General features: G+C 38.5%; 36 protein-coding genes. 16 read left to right on the top strand and 20 right to left on the bottom strand.

What is annotated here, in order from left to right; genetic code table 11:
* Positions 1-104: 104 nt before the first annotated feature.
* Both AAF462_01070 and AAF462_01065 read left to right on the top strand, forming a co-directional pair.
* Entirely contained in the window at positions 105-365 is a 261-nt protein-coding gene (locus tag AAF462_01070) for a hypothetical protein (protein MEM7007708.1), read from the top strand.
* 78 nt (positions 366-443) lie between these two features.
* Positions 444-773 (top strand): cupin domain-containing protein, encoded by a 330-nt coding sequence (locus AAF462_01065; GenBank protein MEM7007707.1) that lies wholly within the window; start codon positions 444-446, stop codon positions 771-773.
* Positions 774-911: 138 nt separating this feature from the next.
* On the opposite strand, the gene AAF462_01060 is transcribed toward AAF462_01065, so the two are convergent.
* From AAF462_01060 to AAF462_01050, 3 genes are all read right to left on the bottom strand, one after another.
* Positions 912-1,184: a hypothetical protein gene (locus tag AAF462_01060; GenBank protein MEM7007706.1), complete on the bottom strand. Its 273-nt coding sequence runs from the start codon at positions 1,182-1,184 to the stop codon at positions 912-914.
* A gap of 99 nt (positions 1,185-1,283) precedes the next feature.
* Complete coding sequence (locus AAF462_01055; GenBank protein MEM7007705.1) at positions 1,284-1,550, bottom strand: hypothetical protein; 267 nt, start codon at positions 1,548-1,550, stop codon at positions 1,284-1,286.
* Between the two features lie 166 nt (positions 1,551-1,716).
* A complete protein-coding gene (locus tag AAF462_01050) occupies positions 1,717-2,034 on the bottom strand; it encodes a hypothetical protein (protein ID MEM7007704.1) in 318 nt (105 codons plus the stop codon).
* 65 nt (positions 2,035-2,099) lie between these two features.
* Here AAF462_01050 and AAF462_01045 point away from each other — a divergent pair, with 65 nt between their 5' ends.
* The 3 genes from AAF462_01045 (at position 2,100) to AAF462_01035 (ending at position 3,466) form a co-directional block, all read left to right on the top strand.
* Positions 2,100-2,582 (top strand): SprT-like domain-containing protein, encoded by a 483-nt coding sequence (locus AAF462_01045; GenBank protein MEM7007703.1) that lies wholly within the window; start codon positions 2,100-2,102, stop codon positions 2,580-2,582.
* A 105-nt stretch (positions 2,583-2,687) separates the two neighbouring features.
* Complete coding sequence (locus AAF462_01040; protein ID MEM7007702.1) at positions 2,688-3,209, top strand: hypothetical protein; 522 nt, start codon at positions 2,688-2,690, stop codon at positions 3,207-3,209.
* A gap of 29 nt (positions 3,210-3,238) precedes the next feature.
* Positions 3,239-3,466, top strand: coding sequence for an IPTL-CTERM sorting domain-containing protein (locus AAF462_01035; protein ID MEM7007701.1), 228 nt, complete (start codon positions 3,239-3,241; stop codon positions 3,464-3,466).
* Between the two features lie 9 nt (positions 3,467-3,475).
* On the opposite strand, the gene AAF462_01030 is transcribed toward AAF462_01035, so the two are convergent.
* The 3 genes from AAF462_01030 to AAF462_01020 form a co-directional block, all read right to left on the bottom strand.
* Positions 3,476-4,759, bottom strand: a complete 1,284-nt coding sequence (locus AAF462_01030; protein ID MEM7007700.1) for an MFS transporter — start codon at positions 4,757-4,759, stop codon at positions 3,476-3,478.
* A 149-nt stretch (positions 4,760-4,908) separates the two neighbouring features.
* Complete coding sequence (locus AAF462_01025; protein ID MEM7007699.1) at positions 4,909-5,211, bottom strand: hypothetical protein; 303 nt, start codon at positions 5,209-5,211, stop codon at positions 4,909-4,911.
* Positions 5,212-5,686: 475 nt separating this feature from the next.
* Positions 5,687-5,962: a hypothetical protein gene (locus AAF462_01020; GenBank protein MEM7007698.1), complete on the bottom strand. Its 276-nt coding sequence runs from the start codon at positions 5,960-5,962 to the stop codon at positions 5,687-5,689.
* A 139-nt stretch (positions 5,963-6,101) separates the two neighbouring features.
* On the opposite strand from AAF462_01020, the gene AAF462_01015 reads away from it, so the two are divergent.
* The 3 genes from AAF462_01015 (at position 6,102) to AAF462_01005 (ending at position 8,856) form a co-directional block, all read left to right on the top strand.
* Positions 6,102-7,694, top strand: coding sequence for an MFS transporter (locus AAF462_01015; protein MEM7007697.1), 1,593 nt, complete (start codon positions 6,102-6,104; stop codon positions 7,692-7,694).
* Positions 7,691-8,377: a cupin domain-containing protein gene (locus tag AAF462_01010; GenBank protein ID MEM7007696.1), complete on the top strand. Its 687-nt coding sequence runs from the start codon at positions 7,691-7,693 to the stop codon at positions 8,375-8,377. Before AAF462_01015 ends, AAF462_01010 begins: the two co-directional genes overlap by 4 nt.
* A 107-nt stretch (positions 8,378-8,484) precedes the next feature.
* Complete coding sequence (locus AAF462_01005; GenBank protein ID MEM7007695.1) at positions 8,485-8,856, top strand: nuclear transport factor 2 family protein; 372 nt, start codon at positions 8,485-8,487, stop codon at positions 8,854-8,856.
* A 37-nt stretch (positions 8,857-8,893) separates the two neighbouring features.
* Here AAF462_01005 and AAF462_01000 read toward each other — a convergent pair whose 3' ends face one another.
* Positions 8,894-9,610: a potassium channel family protein gene (locus AAF462_01000; GenBank protein ID MEM7007694.1), complete on the bottom strand. Its 717-nt coding sequence runs from the start codon at positions 9,608-9,610 to the stop codon at positions 8,894-8,896.
* A gap of 156 nt (positions 9,611-9,766) precedes the next feature.
* Between AAF462_01000 and AAF462_00995 the strand changes: the two genes are divergently transcribed.
* Positions 9,767-10,162, top strand: a complete 396-nt coding sequence (locus AAF462_00995; protein ID MEM7007693.1) for a Kazal-type serine protease inhibitor family protein — start codon at positions 9,767-9,769, stop codon at positions 10,160-10,162.
* 105 nt (positions 10,163-10,267) lie between these two features.
* Positions 10,268-11,887: a peroxidase family protein gene (locus AAF462_00990; protein MEM7007692.1), complete on the top strand. Its 1,620-nt coding sequence runs from the start codon at positions 10,268-10,270 to the stop codon at positions 11,885-11,887.
* A gap of 16 nt (positions 11,888-11,903) precedes the next feature.
* On the opposite strand, the gene AAF462_00985 is transcribed toward AAF462_00990, so the two are convergent.
* Together AAF462_00985 and AAF462_00980 are read right to left on the bottom strand one after the other, a co-directional pair.
* Entirely contained in the window at positions 11,904-12,203 is a 300-nt protein-coding gene (locus AAF462_00985) for a hypothetical protein (GenBank protein MEM7007691.1), read from the bottom strand.
* Between the two features lie 77 nt (positions 12,204-12,280).
* Complete coding sequence (locus AAF462_00980) at positions 12,281-12,760, bottom strand: MarR family transcriptional regulator (protein MEM7007690.1); 480 nt, start codon at positions 12,758-12,760, stop codon at positions 12,281-12,283.
* A gap of 135 nt (positions 12,761-12,895) precedes the next feature.
* Between AAF462_00980 and AAF462_00975 the strand changes: the two genes are divergently transcribed.
* Entirely contained in the window at positions 12,896-13,348 is a 453-nt protein-coding gene (locus AAF462_00975) for a DoxX family protein (protein MEM7007689.1), read from the top strand.
* 50 nt (positions 13,349-13,398) lie between these two features.
* Here AAF462_00975 and AAF462_00970 read toward each other — a convergent pair whose 3' ends face one another.
* Entirely contained in the window at positions 13,399-14,052 is a 654-nt protein-coding gene (locus tag AAF462_00970; protein ID MEM7007688.1) for a S24 family peptidase, read from the bottom strand.
* Between the two features lie 374 nt (positions 14,053-14,426).
* Here AAF462_00970 and AAF462_00965 point away from each other — a divergent pair, with 374 nt between their 5' ends.
* The 4 genes from AAF462_00965 (at position 14,427) to AAF462_00950 (ending at position 16,337) form a co-directional block, all read left to right on the top strand.
* Positions 14,427-14,642 (top strand): hypothetical protein, encoded by a 216-nt coding sequence (locus tag AAF462_00965; GenBank protein MEM7007687.1) that lies wholly within the window; start codon positions 14,427-14,429, stop codon positions 14,640-14,642.
* 222 nt (positions 14,643-14,864) lie between these two features.
* Positions 14,865-15,263, top strand: coding sequence for a hypothetical protein (locus AAF462_00960; GenBank protein MEM7007686.1), 399 nt, complete (start codon positions 14,865-14,867; stop codon positions 15,261-15,263).
* A gap of 77 nt (positions 15,264-15,340) precedes the next feature.
* Positions 15,341-15,667, top strand: a complete 327-nt coding sequence (locus AAF462_00955; GenBank protein ID MEM7007685.1) for a hypothetical protein — start codon at positions 15,341-15,343, stop codon at positions 15,665-15,667.
* Between the two features lie 4 nt (positions 15,668-15,671).
* Positions 15,672-16,337, top strand: coding sequence for an SOS response-associated peptidase (locus AAF462_00950; GenBank protein MEM7007684.1), 666 nt, complete (start codon positions 15,672-15,674; stop codon positions 16,335-16,337).
* Positions 16,338-16,441: 104 nt separating this feature from the next.
* Here AAF462_00950 and AAF462_00945 read toward each other — a convergent pair whose 3' ends face one another.
* The 7 genes from AAF462_00945 to AAF462_00915 all read right to left on the bottom strand — a co-directional run bounded on the left by AAF462_00945 (position 16,442) and on the right by AAF462_00915 (position 19,874).
* Complete coding sequence (locus AAF462_00945) at positions 16,442-16,990, bottom strand: hypothetical protein (GenBank protein MEM7007683.1); 549 nt, start codon at positions 16,988-16,990, stop codon at positions 16,442-16,444.
* Positions 16,991-17,147: 157 nt separating this feature from the next.
* The gene (locus AAF462_00940) at positions 17,148-17,774 is read right to left on the bottom strand and encodes a hypothetical protein (protein ID MEM7007682.1); all 627 of its coding nucleotides are present in this window, start codon (positions 17,772-17,774) and stop codon (positions 17,148-17,150) included.
* 32 nt (positions 17,775-17,806) lie between these two features.
* On the bottom strand, positions 17,807-18,109 hold the full coding sequence (locus AAF462_00935) for a hypothetical protein (GenBank protein ID MEM7007681.1): 303 nt from the start codon (positions 18,107-18,109) through the stop codon (positions 17,807-17,809).
* Positions 18,110-18,184: 75 nt separating this feature from the next.
* Positions 18,185-18,382, bottom strand: coding sequence for a hypothetical protein (locus AAF462_00930; protein ID MEM7007680.1), 198 nt, complete (start codon positions 18,380-18,382; stop codon positions 18,185-18,187).
* Positions 18,383-18,397: 15 nt separating this feature from the next.
* The gene (locus AAF462_00925; protein MEM7007679.1) at positions 18,398-18,802 is read right to left on the bottom strand and encodes a hypothetical protein; all 405 of its coding nucleotides are present in this window, start codon (positions 18,800-18,802) and stop codon (positions 18,398-18,400) included.
* 75 nt (positions 18,803-18,877) lie between these two features.
* Entirely contained in the window at positions 18,878-19,351 is a 474-nt protein-coding gene (locus tag AAF462_00920; GenBank protein ID MEM7007678.1) for a hypothetical protein, read from the bottom strand.
* 55 nt (positions 19,352-19,406) lie between these two features.
* Positions 19,407-19,874, bottom strand: a complete 468-nt coding sequence (locus AAF462_00915; protein ID MEM7007677.1) for a Spy/CpxP family protein refolding chaperone — start codon at positions 19,872-19,874, stop codon at positions 19,407-19,409.
* Between the two features lie 122 nt (positions 19,875-19,996).
* Between AAF462_00915 and AAF462_00910 the strand changes: the two genes are divergently transcribed.
* On the top strand, positions 19,997-20,497 hold the full coding sequence (locus tag AAF462_00910) for a hypothetical protein (protein MEM7007676.1): 501 nt from the start codon (positions 19,997-19,999) through the stop codon (positions 20,495-20,497).
* Here the strand turns inward: AAF462_00910 and AAF462_00905 are convergent.
* From AAF462_00905 to AAF462_00895, 3 genes are all read right to left on the bottom strand, one after another.
* Positions 20,494-21,156: a hypothetical protein gene (locus AAF462_00905; protein MEM7007675.1), complete on the bottom strand. Its 663-nt coding sequence runs from the start codon at positions 21,154-21,156 to the stop codon at positions 20,494-20,496. The genes AAF462_00910 and AAF462_00905 overlap by 4 nt on opposite strands.
* Before the next feature lie 168 nt (positions 21,157-21,324).
* Entirely contained in the window at positions 21,325-21,840 is a 516-nt protein-coding gene (locus tag AAF462_00900) for an OmpA family protein (GenBank protein MEM7007674.1), read from the bottom strand.
* Between the two features lie 178 nt (positions 21,841-22,018).
* Positions 22,019-22,936, bottom strand: a complete 918-nt coding sequence (locus tag AAF462_00895) for an RDD family protein (GenBank protein ID MEM7007673.1) — start codon at positions 22,934-22,936, stop codon at positions 22,019-22,021.
* Between the last annotated feature and the right edge of the window lie 228 nt (positions 22,937-23,164).

Genomic DNA, 23,164 nt, shown 5'->3' with positions numbered 1-23,164 from the left:
TGGGATACGAGATCTCAATTTCTAAGTAATCTTATGACATGTTGATTTCAAATCCAGACGAGTTTAGTATAGAAATACTGCTAATAAAATCTGAGGGAGAAAAAATGGCTGTAAATTTAGATTCTTTTTACAAATTCTTAAGACTAAGTTTAGTTTTGTTCTTTCTATCTGTTTCATTCTCCTTGGCTTCTGAATTACAGGAAGAAGAAATACAGATGCCAGAGCCTCAAGGCGCGTGCTCTGCGGATCCATGCAGTCCGGCCGAACCTTGTCCTAGTAAGGATGAGAAGTGTTATTCAACAAACGGAGTATTTTACTGCTGCGTTGAACCTCCGTTTCCTGGAGCTATTTCGGTAGGAGAGTAATAAGGCCTGTAATTTTTGTTAAAGATTAACTAGGGTATTGTTAAGCTTGTTTCAAATATTATTGAAGAAGGTGAGATTATGGAACATGTAGAGTTGCTCAAGGATATAAAATTTAGTGACGAGCATCCTATAGCTCAATCTATTCATGCTGATAAAAATGGAAGACTGTTACACTTTGCCCTGGAGCCCGGACAAGAGATTAAAGAGCATAGTTCTCCTACTTCTCCAGTATATATTGTTGTTTTAAAGGGTGAAGGGACCTTTTATTCTGGTGATGGTTCAAATATTAAAGCAAAGCTAGGTTCTATAATTATGTATGAAGTTGGCGAGAAGCATTCTATCAAAGCAGGCGAAGAACAATTGGTTTTTGTAGCTATTCTTCACGGTGCTCCAAGGAAAGAGAATTAAATTTTAATACTCATTATTATCAATAAACATAAGATCTAACCATAACTTTTATTTAAGAAGGTTTGTGAGAAGCAAAAGCCTGGTGAAATTAATCACCAGGCTTTTGGTCGGTTGGAGGATTGTATAGTCGGTATTCTCTTATATGGCATTGTCACCGCCTAGTTCCACTCCAAATACATAGTAGGTGTCGTCATTTATTGACTGCTCAGAAACTGCATTGCTTGAGTTCTGAAGCTGTTGTACCTGGAATGTATCGCCTAGGCTCTGGGCTACATATCCGCCCCTAATGCTATCACTAACTTCTGATCTTTCCACAGGGAGTTGAACTCCGAATGCGTTTACCTCTGCCTGTGATGCTGCTGAAAAACTAAGTCCTACTACTAATGCTCCTGCGATTAACAACTTTTTCATTTTACTGCCTCCTGTTTTCGGGTATATCCCGTATTTTGTTATCAAACTTAAACTACAATTCATATTGCTATTCATAAGACATACTAGCCTTGAAACTAATTAGGAATTCTTTAGTTTCTGTACTACAAATGAATCTGAAGCACTGCTTGCCACGTGGCTTGAACTTCCACTAGCTCTTTCAGACTGTAGCGACTGAACAACTAAAGTGTCGGATGAGCTTGAAGCCACATAACCGCCTCTTATACTGTCGCTAACCTGTGTTCTTTCTTGAGGTAGTTGAACTCCGAAAGCGTTTACCTCTGCCTGTGATACTGTTGAAAAACTAAGTCCTACTACTAATGCTCCTGCGATTAATAACTTTTTCATTTTACTGCCTCCTGTTTTTAGCAGCCCTTGAGCCGCTATTGTTTGTTTTCACCAATTTAGTTGCAATTGCAACTATAAAGGATTCAGGAATTATTCAGGAGAAGTAAAAATTATGAATATGTTGAGTGTTTAAAGTGGTTTATATAATACGCAGAATGTAAATAAACTAATGTTTTAAGCCCTGATTTTGCTCAATGTCATCTGTATCAGCATCTTTTTGTGTAATCTCAATCTCGCCGTCTTCTCGCTCGATAAGCTCGTAGTTCTTGTCAAAGAACCGATCTGCGAAAACCCTGATATCTTCCTCTGTGGCTTTGATTAAGATTTTTGATATAATGTCTTGTTCTCTTACTTCTAGGTGAGAAACAGTGCATGCGTATTCTTTCTGAAGCAGCTTTGAAATATAAGAATTCAATTTTGTTGAGTATTCAATTATTTGGTCTCTTGGAATAGAGATTACAAAAAAGTATGTTTTTTCTGACATATTAGAATTAAATTATAATTGATCTAGCACAAAAATCATTTTACATTAAAATATTCCGCTATATCATGACTTCACCACAAGAATTAATCAAAGAATGGGAATATCAAAAAGCTAAGTGGGGGCTGGGTGGATGGGAGCTTAAACTCTCTAACCAGAAAAGACACCTTGGCTATTGCAGGCCCAAACAAAGAGTCATCTCAATATCTCGCGCTTTTATGAAAACTAACTCGTTTAGCATAATAAAGGACACGCTTCTACATGAAATAGCGCATGCGCTCCATTATTTAGATACAGGGAAAACAAATCATGATAAAACTTGGAAAAAGTATGCTCTTAAAGTTGGATGTGAACCCAAAAGATGTGCATCTGGAGAGGGGCTCAACATGCCGGAGGGAAAGTATGTAGGGGTTTGTCCCGCTTGTGATAAGGCTACTCACTTTTATAGAAAAGTCAGAAGAAGCTATTCATGCAGTCATTGTACTAAGAAATATGATCCAAAATTCAAGCTTGCTATTATGACTATAAGCGAATACAACAAATCAAAGTGAAACGTTTTTAAATAATTCGCATCCTTATAAATAGATATTTATGCTAGTATCACAATATCTATAATATCTTTAAGTATTATTGCTTGGAACAAAAAGGAGGGGGCCATGTTTGATTCAATTCATAAATGTAAGATCTTTATTAGTTGTTTTTTCTTTTTGATATTAGCTTTACCAAATCTTAGTATCGGCAAGATAGTATCTGTAGATATGATACCGCCTTCAGATGGAATTGCTCACAGAGCTGATGGAGGCTTTACTACTCCTCAGGCTATAATGACAACTCCGCTGTCCTCAGATCAAAATCTAGCAAATCTACTAGATAATAACCCTAATACTTTCTACCAACCATCAGCAGGTTCAAATCCTGGTTCTATAGGAAGTGATGTTCTTTTAAATTTTGATTTCCCGTCTATTCCGGATAATGCTGTAATAGAAAGTGTAACACTTAGAATCGGGATAAGTTCTGATACTACAGATGATCCTTTTCTGAGAGGGGTTTTCTTTTCTGCATACAATCGTTTAGAGCCACAGACTAATCTATTAACAGATATAGGGCCTAATATCCTTGGAGCATTTGTAGTTTCTCCGCGGAAACCCCGATATTTGCTTCTCCTCCGCTCATGGTAGTTCAAGTAGCTAGAGGAACAGTCTTTGAGATGAATCTAGCTCAAGAGGAGCTGACTGTCGAGAATGTTCGAAATTTAAGCGCTGTACTTGGTGGTTCAAATGAGGTGCCTCTTTTGTTTGACAGAACAACATTAGTTAATGCAAGCGTTGTTTATAGTGTCCCACAGGTCCCAACTTTATCGACATGGATGATGATTGCGCTTGCATTAATGCTATTTTCATTTGCGCTAATTTATAGAAAAAGATTGATAAGATAAATAAGCTGATTATCCGAGTTTGTTTTTATATGTTTCTTTAATGGTCAAAACTGCAATTAGAGAAATAACTGATGCCAAACTCAAATAATATCCTGGTGCATCTACGCTGCCGGTAGTTGAAATCAGATACGAGGCTACGAGCGGAGCTGAACCTCCAAACACTGAAAATCCTATAACGTTACCTAAAGAGATTCCGCTCATTCTAATTTTTGTTGGGAATGACTCTGCCATAAAGGGCGCAAATGCGCCGGCAAACAAGACCATAGATAATCCACCAGCCAGCTGGACTATGATTTTGTTGGTTAGGTTATCACCAGCAAAAGTATTAAATAGTAAAAATCCAATAACTATCATTCCTGCACATCCGACTACAAGAAGAGGCTTTCTTCCCACCCTGTCTGAAAGATATGCTGATACAGGCAATAAAAGCGTAATAATGCCTAATATTGCTGTATTTATGTTGAGTATTTGAGAGAGCGGCATCCCACCGTATCTAATGCCAAATGTAATGATATATACAAATATAAAATAGAAGCTTACTGCGAACATAACAGTTGCAGCAAGGACTACGAGTACAGCGCGCCAATATTTTGTTAGCGACTCCTTAATTGGTGATTTTGATGCATCCCCCGACTTAACCATGTTCTTAAATATTTCAGATTCTTCAATTATTTTTCTCAGAAGCAGAGCAGCAATTCCTGTGAGTGCGCCTAATAAAAATGGTATGCGCCAACCCCAAGACATCAGATCAGCTTGAGACATAGAGCTTGACACTAGCCCGCACACAGCCGAAGCGAGCAAGATGCCGGTAGTGGTTCCAAATAAAGACATGCTTCCGTACAAACCTTTTAAATTTGAGGGCGCAAGCTCTGTAAAAAGCGAAAGTGTGGCTGAGCGCTCACCCCCCACGGATAGAGCCTGACCAATTCGCAACACGATTAAAAGTATTGTTGCAGCAACTCCGATAGATTCATACGTAGGCAAAAGACCAATCAGCACTGTAGGGAATGTCATTAAAATTACAGTTAGGATAAATGCGTTTTTTCTTCCAAATCTATCTCCAATGCTGCCAATAATTACAGAGCCTAGAGGGCGGAATAAAAAACTTAATGCAAAGATCATAAATGTCGACAGTATGGCAGTTGTCTCGCTTGCAAATGGGAAGAACAGCTTTGATAGGATAATTGCGTAAAATCCAAAAACTGAAAAATCGTACCATTCCAGGATAATTGCAAGTGTGCTTGCTAGAACGGTTTTTTTGTGGGGTAGGGCGCGTTGGTCTGTTTGGGACATGACATAGGATAATGATTTTTAGAAAGTGAGTATAGTACGAATCGAAGATTTATTCAACGTAGACCAACAATGAATGGTATAAATATATCCTAAACGCTCTTATGCGCTAAGTCTAAATCTAATCCAAAAATCACCAAGCTGAGATAAAACTATGCTTTAACTTGTTCAACGAGCTGTGAAACAAATTCGTCTCTCTCTTCTTCCGACATTCGAACTGAACCCTTGTCTACTAGTATAGAAATCATAAGTAGTGCGAATTCAATACGGTCTTCTTTAGAAAGCTTAGGAAGAAGTGTTTTAAGACATTTTGGCATAAGCTCAGCCATTATCTGGGGCATTCTGCCCCGGCTGTTTTTTGTAGTGCTAGCCAATATTCTGGGCATCATAGCCTCAAGAGCATTTTCCCTTCTTTCCCTAGTCATCCATTTGGATAACTCTTGGATCTCACTCATAAAAGCCTCCTCGCACAAAGCGTGTGCTTTAATGATGATGTCCCCATCCTACCAATGTTAAGGGTTTTTTCCCGACTCCAATTTACTTCTAGTTGTGGTTACCCCTACCTATTAATATTATGCACCTTTTTGCCATTAAAATAAAGCATTATTTCTTTTAGAAACAATGGAAATTCACATACAGTTGATGTGAGCCTGCCAATAATTATGTAATTACAGTTGGTTGTGATTTATAGTTAATATAATTATTCAAGCATGAAATTTGGCGGTTTAAATCAAAATCATACGAGTGTTTGTATGTTTTGCCATAGGATTTAGTCTAAATTAGACTAAAAATGGAAAAGCCTGGGGAGCTGTTAAACTCCCCAGGCTTTTAGTTGGATGGAGGATGGTATGGCATGCGGATAGTATCCGCGGACAAACTAAACTTGATTAGATTCTATCCATTCAAGTTATTTCTTTTAGTAATCCAACCTTAGATAACGTCGCCGTTGTCCAAAGCTACTCCGAAAACATAGTATGTATCTTTATCATACGCGCTTTCTGACAATTCAGTTTCATTTGAAGTGCTGAGCTTCTGTACCTGAAATGTATCGGAGAGGCTTTGGGCTACATATCCGCCGTTTGCACTGGCGCTTACTTGCTGAGTCTGAGCTGGAATCTGCACTCCAAATGCACTTACCTCAGCCTGTGATAGTAGTGGAAATGTTGCCACTAATGCGAAAACTGTTGCTATTACAAAACCTTTCATTTTACTGCCTCCTGTTTGTGCGGTTTGACCCGCGTTTTTTTGTGTTCGCTAATTTAGTTGCAATTGCAACCAGAAAGGATTCAGATATTTTATGAATTATTTGCATTTGCGACTTCATAGGGTTTATTAGTCAATAACTATGGGAACAATCGGCAAACCTCCTACAATCCCCCGAATATCAGATTCAGATAAAAAGCAAATAGCTGAGAAAAAATCAACAGGTAATTGGGTTCTGGCTGCAACAATACTCGGCGCGAGCATGGCATATATAGACGGGACCGCAGTAAATGTAGCTCTTCCAGCTCTTCAGGATCAACTAAATGCGACAATCGTGGATATGCAGTGGATAATAGAGGCATACTCTCTATTTCTTGCATCTTTAATTCTAGTAGGTGGTGCGCTCGGGGACAGATACGGCAGACGTCTTATATATGGGGTCGGAATTGCACTTTTCGCAATAGCTTCTGTCTTATGCGGTATGTCAGAAAATGTGACTGAGCTAATATACTTCAGAGCTCTTCAAGGAGTGGGCGGAGCGCTTATGATTCCGGGGAGCTTGGCAATAATTACAGTATTCTTTGATGAATCAGAGAGAGGAAAGGCAATAGGAACATGGGGCGCATTCTCTGCTATTACAACTGCAATTGGCCCCGTGCTTGGAGGCTGGTTGGTTGAGGAGGTCTCTTGGCGCTGGATATTTTTCATAAACATCCCAATAGCAGCGGTTGTGTTAATTTTGCTGTTTTGGCGTGTGCCGGAGTCTAAAGGGGAACTCGCAAAATGTAAGATCGATTACTGGGGAGCACTTCTTGCTACCCTTGGCCTAGGAGCATTAGTATATGGATTTATAGAATCTGCTGCGCTAGGTTTTGATAACCCTATTGTGATTGGATCGATTGTAGTCGGCGTAATCTCTCTTATAGCTTTTGTGATTGTGGAAAACAAGGTCGAGGCCCCAATGATGCCTCTTAAACTTTTTAAATCCAAAACTTTCAGCGGTACTAATTTGGTAACTCTTTTAATGTACGCACCTTTGGGTGGAGCTATCTTCTTTCTTCCCTTTGCAATGATACAGATCTTCGATTACTCAGTAACTGGAGCCGGTGCATCGTTTTTGCCAATCATCATATTGCTATTTATTTTTTCCAGGTGGTCTGGAGGGCTGGTCGATAAATACGGCGCTAAATGGCCGCTCGTAATTGGAAATCTTATTCAGGGTGTGGGTTATGTTCTATTTGCTATGTTTGGAGGTAGCGGTAACTACTTCTACACCTTTTTCCCTGGGATGTTTTTGCTTGGTTTAGGCCTTGCCCTAAGCGTGGCGCCTCTTACAACTGCTGTGATGAATGCAGTACCTACTGAGTTTTCAGGCACAGCTTCAGGTATTAATAATGCAGTCTCAAGAGTCTCGGGTCTTGTTGCAATTGCTATATTGGGAATTATTATGCTCTATTTGTTCAGTAACGGAATGGACAAAGGAATGATATTTCATGATATTCCTCAAGAAGTTCAAGAGGCGTTTAAAGGAGAGTACATTAAGCTTGCAGATCCCGATATGCCTATAGGTATATCGGCAGAAATAGAGTATAGGTTAATCCAATTAATAGAAAAATCCTATGTAAGCAGCTTTAATATTCTTATGTATATATCAGCTGTTGTATGTGTGCTGAGCGCCATTATTTCATGGCTTATGGTTAAAGATGAGAAGAGATACCAAAAGGAGAATAAATGAGTAAGTCAGAGTCAATCAACGGTGATATGTCAAAGTACGTTTCTGTAGATACAAACCAAATAAAATGGCAAGAAAGCCCTAGCGGAAGTGTTTGGAGAAAAAGACTTCATCTAGTTGGTCCGGCAGAAGCAGGTCAGGTTACATCACTTGTAATGTACGAAGCAAATTCAGATTTTCATGCACATGCCCACCCTGGGGGTGAGGAAATATTAGTTTTAGGGGGAACATTTTCTGACGAGCGAGGAGATTTTAAGGCAGGTACCTATCTTTTAAACCCTGAGGGTTATGAGCACACACCTTTTTCAAAAGAAGGTGGGTTTATCTTTGTAAAGTTAAGACAGTATCCGGGAAATGACAGAACTCAGATTGTAGTTGATACGCAGAACATGAAATGGATAGAGTCACTTTCGGGAATACATATAAAAATGCTTTACTCAGAACACGGTTACGCTGAGGAGGTTAGCCTACAGAAGTGGGACAGGGGAGCATCCCCCGGAGAGGTGCATTATCCGGGCGGCGCTGAAATACTTATATTGAAAGGCGATCTTAAGGACGAGCGGGGCACTTATGGGGAGATGAGCTGGATCAGGCTTCCTGAAGGATCAGTTCATAACCCAGTCTCTCCATCAGGATGTGAATTCTATATAAAAAGGGGCGGGGTTTCTTCGCTAGATTCGCTTTAAAATTACTAAAATCTGGGAACAAGCTAATTCTTCAGGTAGACTCCTAAGCCGAGATTTACAATAGTCATAACAATTGAACATACGTGTGCGAAAAAGGAGTAGATATCATGGACAGATATAAAATTGAGGCAGAAGTATTAGAACGCAGCCGAAAATGGATACAGGATTTTAATAATAAAAACGTAAAAGCTTGTGTGGATGCTTATACTGCAGATGCTGTAATGAATGCTAGGCCAATGGGCACATTCAATGGAATAGGTGAGATCGAAGGCTTTTGGAAACCTTTTATTGAATCCGGTGCTGGGGAACTAGAATATAGTAACGTTGTAGTGGCAGTTGAGAATGAAAACACAGTTCTTCTAAGGGCTGACTGGACTATGAACATTGGACGTGGGGTAGTAATCCAGGAAAGATGGGTGAAGAAAAACGGCAAATGGCACTTAGAACATGATGATTTTGAGGTTCAGGAGCAGTATTAACCTAAAGTTAATTTCTTCCCCTTCAATTCCTATATAGCTATGCGGTAGACTCCTTCGACTTAGGTTTAGATATATGAAGTCCGACCAGTCTAGCTACCATAATAGTCAGATAAAGCTGACCGGTAAGGGCTTCAAGCGAGGCCAGTGAACGGGCTTGATTTGTAATGGCTTCAATGTTTCCATAACCCACTGTTGTAAGCGTTACGTAACTGAAAAACAGAAAATCAGGACCGCTTTCAAGAGCATTTCCATCAGTATCGATAAATGAGCCTGGATAGAATGTTTCTATGAAATAGTATAGCGTCGCAAATGTAAGGCCAATCAGTATATAGACACAAACAGATGCCGATAAAATTTCTGCAGTTACTTCTCGGCTGTTGATTATATGCATAAATATTCTGTATGTAGCATATCCAAATAGTAGAAATGCAAATACTATCTCATCTTTCACAATCTGAGTTGTATCAACAGGAATAAGTGGGAACTGAAGTAACAATAATAAAAACCAAGGTGCAGATAGTACTAATGCAATTATTGTATGATGTCTTTTATCTCCGACTGCTATAATCGACAGTATCATAACAATTGTAGTAAAAAAGCTAAGAAGAAGTTGCCCGCCCATGTCACCCTGCACATAAGGATAAGCAATAATTAAAAGTAATAGAGATATAACGAGATAAGTGAATCTTTTCTTCCTAATCCGCTTTAGTAAGGGCGCACTTATGCTTAGAATATATTTAATCATACTACTCATAATGACCTCCATGCTGTGTAGATAGCTACTAATATAACAATTTTCTATTAAACTATATAGGAGTTTCGCATTTGTAGAGTATTTAAAAAATTGTAATTTTACTGTAACTGAGGCATAAATATATATATGCCATTAGTTGGATCGGAGAACTATTATATGAGCTACTTTAAAGCTATTTCATGGATATTTGTTATTTTATTTATATTCACACTTGGATGTGCCAATGACAGTAGCGAAGAAGGAACAGGAACTCAAGAGGTTGTAGAGCCCGCTGACGAGACTGGAATTGTCGAAACCGAGCAGGGTCCAGAGCTTTGCGGAGGTATAGAAAACCTATTATGTGCTGAAGGACAGTTCTGTGATTTGCCGGCTGGGCAGTGCAAGACTGAACAAGCACAGGGTACATGTTTATTTCAGCCGCAGGTTTGTACCAAGGATTATAGGCCTGTGTGCGGTTGTGACGGTAGAACATATGGTAATGACTGCGGCAGAATAAGCGCTGGAGTCTCAAAAGACTATGACGGCGAGTGTAAAGAATCCGCTGGATATTAGCAATAATTTTGTGTTAGTATTATAATGTATTGTAATTAATCTATTAAGTAGCGAAATAGTGATATAGCGGTTGGTTAGAAATAAATTAGAGAAGAGGATGGAAAAATGGAGAGAGTATTCAGGTTTAATTCCCTGTTAATTTTAGTATTGCTTTTTTTTGTTGTATCTGGTTGCAGTGGGGATGGAAATAACAACAATACAGAAATTAGGACAATTGACGGCTCAGATAACAATCTACAAAACCCTTTTATGGGCGCGACATTTACCGAGCTAATTAGATATGTGTTTTCAGCCTATGAAGACGGGATTTCACAGATGCCTCAGCAAGGTCTACCAAGTCCTAGGCTAGTTAGTAATTTTGTTTGCGATCAAGAGGCTCTATTTCCTAATCCTTTTAATGCAAGTGATTATCTATGGCAATGGGGTCAATTTGTAGACCATGATATGGATTTTACTAATACCGCAGATCCAGCAGAGCATGCAGATATAGCTGTTCCGCCAGGCGATTTATTTTTTGATCCATTTGATACTGGCACGCAGGTTATAACTTTCGAACGATCCGTTTTTAACAATCTATCAGGCACAGCTACTGATAATCCGAGACAACAGATTAATACAATTACAGCATGGATAGATGCATCTAACGTATATGGTTCCGATGCAAATAGAGCGTCTGCTCTTAGAACAAATGACGGTACTGGAATGCTTAAAACCAGCGCTGGTAATCTACTTCCTTTTAATACCGAAGGTTTACCAAATGACGGAGGGGATGATGACCCTTCTTTATTTTTAGCTGGTGATTTTAGAGCTAATGAACAAGTTGGCCTTACTGCTATGCACACATTGTTTGTTAGAGAGCATAATAGATATGTTTCTGAGCTTGCTTTGCAAAGGCCCGGATTAAGCGGGGATGAACTCTACGAAAGGGGCAGGCGTTTTGTAGGAGCATTAATGCAGGTAATAACTTACAATGAATTTCTTCCTTCTCTTCTAGGACCTGGGGCACTATCAACATATGATGGATATAATCCGAATGTCGACGCCTCTATAGCTAATATATTTTCAACAGCTGCCTACCGGTTTGGGCACAGTATGTTAAATCCAGTTTTACAGAGACTTGATGAAAATTTGAATGTAATCCCCCAGGGTAATTTAGAACTCAGAGACGCATTCTTTACTCCTCAAACTATAATTGATCAGGGCGGGATTGAGCCTTTACTACGGGGTTTGGCCAAGCAAGCTGCTCAACGTGTAGATCCTCTCATAATTGATGATGTCCGAAATTTTCTATTTGGCCCTCCTGGCTCAGGTGGATTTGATTTAGCAGCTCTTAACATGCAAAGGGGTAGGGATCATGGTCTTCCTAGATACAATGACGTAAGGGAGCAGATGGGTCTTAGCAGAGCTGCAGAATTTAGCGATGTAAGCTCTGATCCGCAGATTCAAACTAACCTTGAAGATGCTTACGGCAATGTGGATAGCATAGATTTATGGGTAGGCGGTTTGTCTGAAGATCCTATTGCTGGATCGCATGTGGGCGAGCTTTTTCAGCTTATTTTAAAGACTCAGTTTGAAGCACTTCGTGATGGGGATCGTTTTTGGTACGAGCGCGAATTGAGCGGCAATGAGCTTGCAGAAGTAGAGGCAACTACACTTTCAGATGTTATAAAGAGAAACACCTCAATAGATACAGAGCTTCAAAATAATGTTTTTATTGTAGAGTGAGCTGTTCTCTAAAAACTTAATCAGCTGGCTCTGGTTCGTAAGGAGTCCCAGTATTTGAGATACATTCTACTTCGCATTCTGATAGGCTAAGCAAGTTTATGAGAGTAGTCTTTAGACATGTTATCGGGCTCTCTGAAAAAGATACTTTATCCTCTGCTTTTATACCCTCGCATTCACTGAGCATTTTGTAGGGCTTCTCACCTATTATTACGTACTCGCCCTTTACTGCTTTTACAGTGTACTCACCGCTGCCCTGTGAATAAGCGCTAAGGGATGTTGCTGATAATATTAATAATGCTGCTAAGAAAAGTTTCAAGGTGGATACCCTCCTATGATTATTGAGTACCCAGTATACTCAATCTGCTCATTTAGCTCAATTACTTTTTAACAAGCTTAATCAACATCTTGGTCTAGGCCACTGGCCTTTATTCGTTCAATGAAATTCTTAAGCTCTTTAAGCTCCTTCTTATTGAACTTGCATAGAAAGTTCTCTCTCACCACCTTCTCATATATTGGCCACATCTGTTTTCGTAGCTTTTTGCCCTTATTGGTTATTTGAGCAGTTATCCCTCGTCCGTCATTCGGGCACTGACCTCTTTGCACAAGACCCTCTTCTTCAAGCCTTTGTGCCAATCTGGTGACGCTATATTTATCCAGCAGTACTTTGTTTCCCAGGTCATTTAACCTGAGTCTTCCGTTTTCAGATCGTTCCAGCTCCCAGAGCACATCATACCAGCTAAGGCAGGGGAAACCATTTTTTTTAAGTTCATCCTCTACCTTATCTATTAAGCTCTGCTGTGCCTGAACGAGCCCTATCCAAGCACTTGCTTCAGTTTCAGTCCATTTTCTGTTGTCGCTTTCACTATTTGTCATTTCCATATACCTCCTAATTAGAATATAAAATAACTTTGTTGCAAATGCAACAAAGTTGTGATATATGTTTATATAGTTGCAATTGCAACTATAATAGATTCAAATAATATTTATCGGAGGTTCTAAAAGATGAACATAGTAAGAGATATTTTAAAGACTGACAATGGCGACTGGGCAGCCCTAGTTGCAAGAGTGTTTTTGGGAATAGTGATATTGCCCCATGGATTGCAGAAGCTTCTTGGAATGTTTGGAGGATATGGTTTTTCGGCAACCGTGGAATATTTCTCAAGTGCCGGAATACCAAGTGTGATTGGGATACTTATTGTGTTGGGTGAGTCTTTTGGTGCTTTATTTTTAATATTTGGACTCATTAGCCGCATTTCTGCAGCAGCAATTGGCATTATTATGATTGGTGCAATATTGATTGTTCATGGTCAGCATGGATTTTTTATGAATTGGTTTGGTTCACAGGCTGGCGAGGGCTTTGAGTATCACATGCTTGCAATAGGTCTAAGTATCGCTGTAATTATTCGCGGCGGAGGCAAATTGGCCATAGATACTGAGTTGTTGAAAATGGTAAAAAGATAATTTATATGATTGTGACCCTTTGCATATTTAGCTTTGCATAGGGGCTTAAATTATCTAAAAACATTTAGGACACTGCAAGATACCTTGCCAATTATCATATCAGGATTAAAGTCATTCCAATCAACCTGAGCTTTTGGGTAATTCTTGTTGTATGGGATTAAACTAAGTCCTTGTGGCTCTGAATAGCATTCCCTTACAATATTGCCCTCATGAGGAATTTTAAACGCATAAACACTGCCTGATATGAGTTCTTTCTCATTGGTATCGATTACAGCATTAGCTCCTTTCATGAGTAGTTTCTCCATAGAATCTCCGGCAACTCTGATTACTATGTTCTCATCTTGAACTAGGTCCTTTGGTATCACTACGGTTCCTACCGGTTCTGTATCAGAACAATTTACTTTGTCCGCATTTTCCATTGAATATACACCTACCTCAAGTAGACCACTATTTTTTTCAGGTACAAATCCCCCGGGATCAATTATCGTTTTAATCGTTGGCGGGGTATATCGTATAAAGTCTAAAGATAGATTCTCTCGATCACAAAATTTAACGAGTTCGTCAAAAAACGAAACGCTGTTACGTTTTTTAGCATTAGATAGTGCACCACTACTGATCCCTATCAAGCCCGCTACTTCATAGTCATTGCTCAAATTCTTCATATTTTTAATAGTGTTAATTATTTCTGCAACTGTCTTACGCATAGAGAGTCCTCCCAACTACAATTTGGTCACGAAAAATTTTGTAAAAATCAACAAATTGTGAAAATGCTACTTGATAAATACAACATTTTGTGATTTAATGTATTATATAATCATCAATATGTTGATTATATAATACATTGTGCAATATATCAAGTTGGTCACTTGATCTGCATATAAGTTGTGAAGTTTAGGTATAGGGTTGGAAGAGTTCTAAAAAATTTGAGATGCGGAGTTATCAAACCTCATGTAAAGGAGGAGAACAGTATGATTGCGTTTGGGTAAATTTGAATTACAAAAATTAACATAGCAATTTTGAAATTCCAATGAATTCAAACCTATTAAAATAATAAAAAAACTTGTGATGGAGGTATCAAATGATCGAGGATAGACTGAAAGTATCAGGTGAGATGTTCAAGGAGATATTGTCGCACATGGACACTCTTTCACGTAATGAACTGCTGGAGTTGCAAGCTGAAAGTGAGGTTGCTTGTAAAGAGAAATGTTCTCCCGCACTCTATCATATTATGCAAGCCTTAAATGAGCTTGCAAGAGTCGAGTTAGTTAATAGGGATCTGATGGGTAATTTCTAAATACTTAGGTTTAAATAATTTATACTTTAGTATTTTTCAGTTTAGATCTGAAATAATAAGCGATAACCACAGGTGCATGCGCCAACTAATTCAGTATTGCAATTATTTATGAGATGAACTAAATATATCTTGCCATTTGTTAAAAATTATTCATCCTAATTAGTAGGATATAATTAGACAGAGTTCTTTTTATAAATATCTTTGTTAAAAGGCGGATGTGAAATGAGAAAATTTATACTTGGCTTATTCTTTTCTGGTTTATCTATTTTTCTTATTATTGCAAACATGGGAGGTTGTAGTGATACTCCATGTAACCTTAATTTCAACCTATTTTTAAATGGCCCATCAATTATGGAACAGGATTCTGAGTGGGATTGTAAAAGGGGGGGAGAAACTGTATTTACTATGGGCTTATTCGCCGATTTGACAGGAACACGCAGCGATATTGGTGATTTTACTTATGATAGAAATAAGTGCAGAACTATTCAATTTCAAAACGAGGAAGGATCAGGAATATTAAAAAATATTCAGGGAAGCCCAAATTTAGGCACTTTATCTTTTAAACAGGTGTCAGATGACTTTGGAGATACGGAAGTTATATGCGATCTCGTAGAATTTTGATTAACAATATGAATAAAACAAATTTAAATCCAAACGCGTTATTACTAATAATATTATTATTTGTAGGAGCTTACGCTTTGTCATGTAGTCAAGATAATCAGGATGATTTGGATAAGCGGATAGAAGAGACCAAGCATCTTCAAAGCCATAGAAAAGAAATCATAGACGGCATGTTAGACGGTGGACTAGCAACTAGAATCGAAAATCCAAACGGTCAACCATACATATATATTACTGAACCCTTCTATATGCTAAACAGTGAAGAGCAAGCATCACTCATGAATGTAATTTGGTATTACTACCTTACAGATGATAGGGCTGTAGATGTGGTTAGTATTTATGACAACAACACTGGTGAACTAAAGGGTTCTTTTGGCAGAAAAGGCCTCGTAATGACGGAGTAGCCTGATGTGCGGACGGTTTGTAAAAACTAGTACAAAAGAACAGCTAAAAAAGCGATTTGGTTTTGATGACAATACAGATGGCGTGCTTTTTGAAACCAGATACAATATTGCCCCCTCACAATATCACCCAGTAGTAACTGTATCTCAAGATAGACGTGTTGTTTCGATGATGAAATGGGGCCTTGTACCATTTTGGTCTAAAGATCCGAAGATTGGATACAAGATGATTAATGCACGCTCAGAAGGTATTGAGAATAAGCCTAGTTTTAAAAATCCACTTAAAAAAATGCGCTGTTTAGTTCCGGCAGACGGATTTTATGAATGGAGTAAGCCCGATAAAGTGCCCCATTACTTTAAACTCAAATCAGGTGAGCCATTTGCTTTTGCAGGCCTTTGGGATCTTTGGGAGAAGGGAGATGAGCCGCTTAAAACCTTCACTATAATAACAACTTCGCCAAATGAGCTTATGGCTCCTATTCACAATAGGATGCCGGTTATTTTGAAGCAAAAAGACGAGGCAAAATGGCTAGACCCCGAGATTATCACCGTGGATAAGTTGCTAGAACTGCTAAAACCATATCCTTCAAATGAAATGGATTTCTACAGAGTATCAACCATAGTCAATTCGCCAAAAAATGATGTACCTGAGTGTATTGTCTCAGCAAATTAATGAAAGATTTTTCAATAATAAAAATTTCACAACAAAGTACTATTTTGCAATGAAAATATGAATCAATCCCCTACCCATATGAGCAGGGGATCATTTTTCAGAATCTACAGTAGTAAGATTGCTAAATGTACATCGTCAGGGCAATCTGAATCCTGAGGTACTGTAATTGTCGTTGTGTATTCACCATTTGCACATCCAGCAGATGTACAGTTTCCTGCACTAGTGGTGGTTTCCCATCCTGAAGTAATTTGATTTGTAGTGTCCGGACCAAAGTCCTGTCCTGAATTCTCACGCTGCACTGTAACTTCGCTAGGTTGTGGGTCCTCGCCTATTATTGTAATTCGATTACCATTACAACAATCAGTGCCAGTAACGGTTGCAGTATAAGTGCAAACCTTGTTGCCATCTACAATATCTTCAGAAGCTAGCTCCATTGGCCATGGTCCCTGAGCTGGATTGCATCCCTCAGAACAATCTACCTCTGTATCACCTGGATCAGTAGTGTCTGTGCCGTCATCTGTTGATGTTGTGTCGGTACCATCAGTTGTCTCTCCGTCACCCTTGATTCCGCCAGGGGGGCAAGCTACCATGCCCAATATTACCAAAAGACTTAAAAAAACCACTAAACTTCTTAGTACACGAACATTTATCATGATTCCCTCCTATAGAGTTATAGTTGAATGAAATCTATTTTATCACATAAAAAAGAGAATCAATACTATATATATCTATATCTGTGTATGTGTATATATATAGAATATTAATTGTTAATTAGTAGTGGGCTTTAGCTGTTTAGATCTACTGGGAAGCTTATCTATTTTTAAGCATTTGCCTAAACCCTTCCTCACTTATATAAATGACGCTTATCATACATTCTCCGTCCTCACCTCTAAGCAAAAGCTGAACATCACTTCTCGGCAAGTCCCACTGAGTGGCAAACAAAAGATCACCCCTGCAAGCTGCATTACCATAGTCCTCAGGTCTAATTTCGATTGTTGGGTCTTTATGCTGGACAGTATCTATAACTGTTTTTCCGTATTTTTGTTTTAGATTTTTCTGGATTTGGTTGTAGATTTCAATATAATCGTTTTTATTCTGGTGTTTTGATAAAGGAAAGAAGCTAGTTCTTACTAATTCATTATTATTAAATGTATAACCTATCTTGCTGTCCATGCCCATCATTTTTGCTTCATAGTCAATTTTCTTTTCTGACATAAAAACTGGTTCTGTCTCCTCGATATTTATTACTTGTTCTCTAGACATTCCCCATGTTGTTTGTCTGAAATCCAAGTTGTCATCTGTATAATATTCTACTTTTTGTTCAGACTCTTCATCTTCGTTTTGGTTGGAAGTGTTAAGCGGGTTGTTTGAGCATGAACATGTAAATAAAACAATTATTATGATTACAAAATGTTTTTTCAATTCAAATAATTCCATAATATACTTAATTCTCTATTGGGCTAGGATACTTAAGTATCTCTGAACATAACTGGTGTTGTTCCTTCAGTTAGCATTTGAAAATATCTGACAATATTCTTCTCATACATAAATAAGAAACGGGAGAATATCTCAAAACGCCTTGCAGTTAATTTTGTTTTGCACATTACTTCTAGCTGGTCACCCGTTACTTCTCCGACGAGCTCGACCAAGGATTCATTAGGCTCTGCTCTATGGCTCAGGTGAAAAGTGCATACTATGTCACCTGTCATGATCATATTTATTTCATCAACTGTGAGTACCAGGTCGCCGAGTATAATCGATTTATCTTCCATCGCACATTCTCGAATTCATTAAGAGATTAAGAATCTATTTTATCCTAAGACTGTAATACTGACCAGGATTTAATTTTAAGGCTCGGCAGTTTGCGGAGTTGTTTCCTTTATAAGCTCATCATCCTGTGCATCCTGAAAAGATAGTGCATAAGTCAGCATGATTACGACAGCTATGACAATTAAAAGAATCATAGCTTTCTTTCTTCCCTTTGAGGAAATACTTGAGCTTTTTGTCTGATGCCCAGAGTGCTTATGTTTTTCTGTATGTTTCATGGCTTATAAAATTTACTATTGAGATTTAAAGCCGCCGGAATCATATGTGCCGACTAGATCACCAGATTTTGTATCCACTAGATTAAATGATGAAACATCGGGGTCTTCGCTGTGAAGTGTTTTTAAAAGGACTTCCATTATCGCGGTTTTATCTACCTGAGGGATTCTAAAGTAATCAGCTGTCACATAGACAGAAGGCACATCGCCGCTTTTATCAATTTTTGTTATAGTTCCATCTGTAATCAGATTTGCTACCAGTTTTTCATCCTCTGTCATATCAGAATCGCCAGCGCCCGGTGATGCAACTTGTTCTTGGGTTTGCTGTGAAGAAATTATCTCCATTGATTTGTCAGATGATCTAAAGTAGAAATATCCTGCTATTACAACTATTACTGCAACCATTAGTACAGTTCTAGACATAATTCTGCCCTCCTTTGTGTCTTGCTTGCTATAAACTATATATAATTTGCCGCAAAACTCTATATGAAAGGTAATCTAGTTAAGAAATGATTTGCAATCGGGTACAACTATTACTTTACCAATTACATCGCTGTTGCTCTTGATTAGATTTGTAACAATATTCTGAAAGTCATTCTCTACAGAAACATCTTGGACGGTGAGTTTGCAAGTTTTAGGGTCAAGACTTCCAGTAGAATTTATAAATACGGTTCTATCGTAGACGGTTCTATTAAATGGCTCGCCAGCAAACTGGCGGTTTCTTAGAGCAGCTTTGCCCTGTACTTTATACAAGCCTTTATCGGCGGGCTCTACAGTAACTGATTTAAGAGTTCCTTTTCTTTCATTCCCCATACAGTAAGTTGAACAGAAAAGAAGGACTTGCTCATCTAATATTGTATCTTTAATGACTTGCTGTGTTATATCTTTGGATAGTGCTACTTTTGGTGATATTAATAATAAGGTCGTTGATAGAATTAAGGCTGTTAGAAATATGTAGTTGGATCTGTTCATCTAAATAAAAACAAGGGAGCAGGTAAACAGCCTGCTCCCAATTTATACTAAGCTTCTATTGATCAGTAGTTTCTTTCATCTGATCTTTGTGTTTCTTATACTTCTTTTTCATTTTGTCTTTTTTGGCCTGCTTCATTTCTTTGAGCTGATCAATTTGTTCTTGTGTAAGAACATCTCTCATCTCAAGTTTCATATCAAGCTTAATTCTTTTCATTTTATACTTAGAATCCCACATTACATCAAATGACTTAATCACATCAGCGCTGCTTGTTGCTTTGTTTGATTTAGCATCTTTATAAGCAGTTTTCTTAGCCTTATAATCATCTCTTGCCTCTGTTAGAGCGGGATCATATTTTGCAGCAATGTCATTCAACTGTGTTTTCTGATCATCTGTTAAGTCAATTTTGGAAGTAATTTTCTCATTTTCCCACCAATTCCCTCTTTTTCCCTCATGGTGGGCTGCTTGTGCAGAAAAACTGACAAAAAGAACTAATAAAAGTGGTAAAATTGTAAGTCTCTTCATTTATAATGCCTCCGAAATATTGGTTTTGATCATATAAACAAAAGAATAACAAAAAGGTTTCAAAAAAATAGCATTATTTTTATTCTGTATAATATTAGTAGTAATAAATAGGAGGAAATTATATGAAAAACTTAAGGCTAATATTGGTTATTCCAACGTTATTATTGCTAATTGGGGTGGTAGCTTGTGATGAGAATAATGGAAGTGATAACGCCAATGCCCAGCCGGCCCCAATGTCGGGTACAGATGTTATGGGCACTATTAATCCCCCCTCGGCACAGACTTGTCCTGAAAATGTAATGATTGAGGGATTTAAATCTCAGGATGTTATAACGCTGAAAATGATTCCAACTCAGGATGGGATGGCAGAGGCCACAATTACTAATTTAACAGCAAATACTACCGCTGTATGCGCAGGGATGGCAGATGTTCCACTTATATCAGAGGTTATGAGTTGCTCTGTTAGCAGTTCAAACATTGAAGGTGTTGCGGTAAATGATATGCTGGAGCTCTCGGTTGCATTCTCATCCCAATTAAAAGAGATTGTGTTTGCAAACTTATCCGGTTCAATGGGGCTTGAGTGCGCTTTTGCGAACTTAGATACTATAAGTGCCTCTAATTAGAGTAGATCGTGCAGCTGGTCTGAAAGCTCTTGGTCAACAGGTATGTCTACGCTCTCATAAAAAATTGAAACCGTGCACTGAGGTTCAGCTGAGAACTTTTTGCTGTCTAATTCTAATGAAACATTAGTTTTTTTATCCTTTGTAGGCCATATGTGCTGAAGCCCGTGCTCGCCCCTGCAAATCGCGGCAGGGTCTTCATAAGGATTAGCTTTCACTTCATGATCGGCATATGAGGCAACCCCTTTTGCTGGCTCTCCGATTTCCTTGGTAAGCATATTTGTCCTAATTTTAAAAAATTCGAGATATTCCTGCGGGCTATCCAAAGGATCTCTTAGATGGACAATCACCATACCAAGCCCCTTTTCACCAAATACGTATAGAAGATCATATTCGTGATCTATGGTTGAAACCTTTGGAGGCGTTATTTCTTCTCCCTCATATTCTATAGTGTCTGATTGCTCGATTTCCAGTGGGACAGGCTCCCCGCCGATCCTATATGTGAGAATGTCTTCTCCTTCTTTAATAAGCTCAGCCTTTTCTACTTTTTTTACTTCTTCCTTAGACATTCCCCATTTAGCTTCCCTTACATCAGGTTTGTCCCAGATTGAGCAGGAAGAGAAAATAAGTATTGAAATGAACGAGACAATTAGAATTCTCATATTCAGATAGGCCTCCTGGAAATCTTAATAAGTAATATTATTGTTGGCTATCTATGTTATTGCAAGAGAATATGTAACTTATGCACACACTGCTCTTCATTTTGGTTTTAATATATTGAATATGGATTTAGCTGCGGAGAAATTTCCCCCGCAGCTAGTGAGGATTGTTTATACAGTGTTTAACTGTTGCATTTCAAGTGATATGAAATGCACTCTTCTGTCTAATTCAGGAATTCTCACACTTTTTGGAGCATTAATGTCAGTCCTCTCGCATGTGGTTGAAGTCAGAATTCGTCCAGCTTCAACTCCCTGGTCAATTATGAAATCTCTGACATTGTGCGCTCTGGACTCCGCAAGTAATTTGCCGTCAGTTTCGTTAATATCAAAATCTCCCTCAATAATAACGAATATGCCAGGATTTCTTTTCATAATATCAGCATTAGATGCCAGTACTTCTTTAGCATCATCTCTGATCTGATCACTTTCGTAATCAAAAAATATGTCCCTTGACTCTATTCCTTTTGTATTTCCTATCAGTTCATTCGCGGGTTTAATGCAACTTGCCTGCTGCTCTGCATTTGCAGCCCCTTTGTACAGTAATACACTCGAGAGTATAAAAAGCGCTCCGAATATTGATAATAAAAGCCCCTTAGTCAAAATATCAGTTTTGAATGCTTTATTCATTGATACAGCCTCCTGCATTCTAGATTTAATATCTTCTAATATTTGCAACAGTCATGCCAACTTGAAATATGTAGTAATTACTGCTCTTTATGAATTAATTGGAAATTAATTACGTAAATAAGATGCATATAGCACTGTGCTATTTTGCACTATTTAAGTTTGGGTATTTATCCGATTGTTACAGTACAGATCTAAGTGCAACAAATTCTATTAGAAAAAAGAAGCCAAGAATAATAATCAGTCTGGTACTGCTGAAATTGGTATGAACAACTTTCGAGCCGGATTCTTCATCCCATGATGTAACTCCGTCTTTGCGTAATGATTGGTATCCAAATAGCATTGTGATCCATGATATAAGCACAAACCCGGCGCCCATTCCTTTTAGCCAGACGCTATAGCTTCTCTTAAGTGCTCTGTCATAAGGTAAAAGCTCCCCGTCAGTGTCTAGTACTCTTGTCCCGAGTAGATTTTTCCCAAAAGTAGTGCCGTATTTGCTTATTGTATAAGCCTCTAAGAAAACCCAAACAAATGTAACTACAATGCGCATTATGATAACGAAAAGTATGCTTTGGTAATTTACTTCATCTGAGTTTTCAAGCGTAGTCTGCTCGGTAAGCCCCTGAGACATTTGCTCCATAAAATCGGGAAACATAAAGCTTATTAGTAGTGTAAAAAGCATTGAGAATACATAGTAATCAGTAATGCGAGCAAAGAATCTGACCCAAGGGCGAACCTGGGTAACTTCTTCAAACTCGGCGTCCATAGTAGTGGTCTCGCCGCCTTTATAGTCGGGTTTGTCGAAAACCACTTTCTCTACATGTTCTTCAGGCGGTTCTTCGGGCTGCTCTGGTGGTTTAAATGCAGAATCGTCAACGTCTGGAGTAAATTCAGGCTCTGGCATTGGCGGGGGTTTAGGTTTTGGCGGGATTCTTAGCTGCTCCACGTCTGAGAAGGGGAGCCACTTTTCCATAGGCTGTCTCCACACAAGAGAGTCTTTAGTAATCTCGCCTGATTTCAATAACTCCCAAAGCTCTGCCTCTGATACTGGACCTGAGGGATTTCTGTCCTTCTCGTAAAACCAAACCTGGTCACTCATTAGGTGTTAGTTTACAGCAATAATATGAAATGGAAATGAAGTTTATCTTATTCTTACAAATCAAGTGTGGATTCAATCTCAGATTTATGCTTCTTGCTAATAAAGGATATGTCAATCTGAAATTCTCCGTCACCTAAAATGTCGCTTATCGAAAGGGCAATATCTGTTGATTTCGTTTCCCAGCTTGCTGTTTTTATGAGTCCTGCTCCCATATCAACGTCCACTTCA

The sequence above is a fragment of the Thermodesulfobacteriota bacterium genome (genome assembly GCA_039028315.1).
Lineage (GTDB): Bacteria > Desulfobacterota_D > UBA1144 > Nemesobacterales > UBA2774 > CR02bin9.
The sequence above is the reverse complement of the archived record's forward strand: the minus strand, read 5'-3'. Positions and strand labels throughout refer to the sequence as shown.

Excerpts from the sequence above, each read along its gene's own strand:
- AAF462_01050 (MEM7007704.1), bottom strand. The coding sequence starts at position 2,034 with ATGTCAGAAAAAACATACTTTTTTGTAATCTCTATTCCAAGAGACCAA.
- AAF462_00900 (MEM7007674.1), bottom strand. The coding sequence starts at position 21,840 with ATGAATAAAGCATTCAAAACTGATATTTTGACTAAGGGGCTTTTATTA.
- AAF462_00920 (MEM7007678.1), bottom strand. The coding sequence starts at position 19,351 with ATGAACAGATCCAACTACATATTTCTAACAGCCTTAATTCTATCAACG.
- AAF462_00950 (MEM7007684.1), top strand. The coding sequence starts at position 15,672 with ATGTGCGGACGGTTTGTAAAAACTAGTACAAAAGAACAGCTAAAAAAG.
- AAF462_01025 (MEM7007699.1), bottom strand. The coding sequence starts at position 5,211 with ATGAGTGAGATCCAAGAGTTATCCAAATGGATGACTAGGGAAAGAAGG.
- AAF462_00945 (MEM7007683.1), bottom strand. The coding sequence starts at position 16,990 with ATGATAAATGTTCGTGTACTAAGAAGTTTAGTGGTTTTTTTAAGTCTT.
- AAF462_01065 (MEM7007707.1), top strand. The coding sequence starts at position 444 with ATGGAACATGTAGAGTTGCTCAAGGATATAAAATTTAGTGACGAGCAT.
- AAF462_00930 (MEM7007680.1), bottom strand. The coding sequence starts at position 18,382 with ATGAAACATACAGAAAAACATAAGCACTCTGGGCATCAGACAAAAAGC.
- AAF462_00905 (MEM7007675.1), bottom strand. The coding sequence starts at position 21,156 with ATGAGAATTCTAATTGTCTCGTTCATTTCAATACTTATTTTCTCTTCC.
- AAF462_00990 (MEM7007692.1), top strand. The coding sequence starts at position 10,268 with ATGGAGAGAGTATTCAGGTTTAATTCCCTGTTAATTTTAGTATTGCTT.
- AAF462_01005 (MEM7007695.1), top strand. The coding sequence starts at position 8,485 with ATGGACAGATATAAAATTGAGGCAGAAGTATTAGAACGCAGCCGAAAA.
- AAF462_00970 (MEM7007688.1), bottom strand. The coding sequence starts at position 14,052 with ATGCGTAAGACAGTTGCAGAAATAATTAACACTATTAAAAATATGAAG.
- AAF462_01020 (MEM7007698.1), bottom strand. The coding sequence starts at position 5,962 with ATGAAAGGTTTTGTAATAGCAACAGTTTTCGCATTAGTGGCAACATTT.
- AAF462_00960 (MEM7007686.1), top strand. The coding sequence starts at position 14,865 with ATGAGAAAATTTATACTTGGCTTATTCTTTTCTGGTTTATCTATTTTT.
- AAF462_01070 (MEM7007708.1), top strand. The coding sequence starts at position 105 with ATGGCTGTAAATTTAGATTCTTTTTACAAATTCTTAAGACTAAGTTTA.
- AAF462_00895 (MEM7007673.1), bottom strand. The coding sequence starts at position 22,936 with ATGAGTGACCAGGTTTGGTTTTACGAGAAGGACAGAAATCCCTCAGGT.
- AAF462_00910 (MEM7007676.1), top strand. The coding sequence starts at position 19,997 with ATGAAAAACTTAAGGCTAATATTGGTTATTCCAACGTTATTATTGCTA.
- AAF462_00915 (MEM7007677.1), bottom strand. The coding sequence starts at position 19,874 with ATGAAGAGACTTACAATTTTACCACTTTTATTAGTTCTTTTTGTCAGT.
- AAF462_01045 (MEM7007703.1), top strand. The coding sequence starts at position 2,100 with ATGACTTCACCACAAGAATTAATCAAAGAATGGGAATATCAAAAAGCT.
- AAF462_00925 (MEM7007679.1), bottom strand. The coding sequence starts at position 18,802 with ATGTCTAGAACTGTACTAATGGTTGCAGTAATAGTTGTAATAGCAGGA.
- AAF462_01015 (MEM7007697.1), top strand. The coding sequence starts at position 6,102 with ATGGGAACAATCGGCAAACCTCCTACAATCCCCCGAATATCAGATTCA.
- AAF462_01035 (MEM7007701.1), top strand. The coding sequence starts at position 3,239 with ATGAATCTAGCTCAAGAGGAGCTGACTGTCGAGAATGTTCGAAATTTA.
- AAF462_00980 (MEM7007690.1), bottom strand. The coding sequence starts at position 12,760 with ATGACAAATAGTGAAAGCGACAACAGAAAATGGACTGAAACTGAAGCA.
- AAF462_00940 (MEM7007682.1), bottom strand. The coding sequence starts at position 17,774 with ATGGAATTATTTGAATTGAAAAAACATTTTGTAATCATAATAATTGTT.
- AAF462_01010 (MEM7007696.1), top strand. The coding sequence starts at position 7,691 with ATGAGTAAGTCAGAGTCAATCAACGGTGATATGTCAAAGTACGTTTCT.
- AAF462_01000 (MEM7007694.1), bottom strand. The coding sequence starts at position 9,610 with ATGAGTAGTATGATTAAATATATTCTAAGCATAAGTGCGCCCTTACTA.
- AAF462_01030 (MEM7007700.1), bottom strand. The coding sequence starts at position 4,759 with ATGTCCCAAACAGACCAACGCGCCCTACCCCACAAAAAAACCGTTCTA.
- AAF462_00935 (MEM7007681.1), bottom strand. The coding sequence starts at position 18,109 with ATGGAAGATAAATCGATTATACTCGGCGACCTGGTACTCACAGTTGAT.
- AAF462_01040 (MEM7007702.1), top strand. The coding sequence starts at position 2,688 with ATGTTTGATTCAATTCATAAATGTAAGATCTTTATTAGTTGTTTTTTC.
- AAF462_01055 (MEM7007705.1), bottom strand. The coding sequence starts at position 1,550 with ATGAAAAAGTTATTAATCGCAGGAGCATTAGTAGTAGGACTTAGTTTT.
- AAF462_01060 (MEM7007706.1), bottom strand. The coding sequence starts at position 1,184 with ATGAAAAAGTTGTTAATCGCAGGAGCATTAGTAGTAGGACTTAGTTTT.
- AAF462_00995 (MEM7007693.1), top strand. The coding sequence starts at position 9,767 with ATGAGCTACTTTAAAGCTATTTCATGGATATTTGTTATTTTATTTATA.
- AAF462_00965 (MEM7007687.1), top strand. The coding sequence starts at position 14,427 with ATGATCGAGGATAGACTGAAAGTATCAGGTGAGATGTTCAAGGAGATA.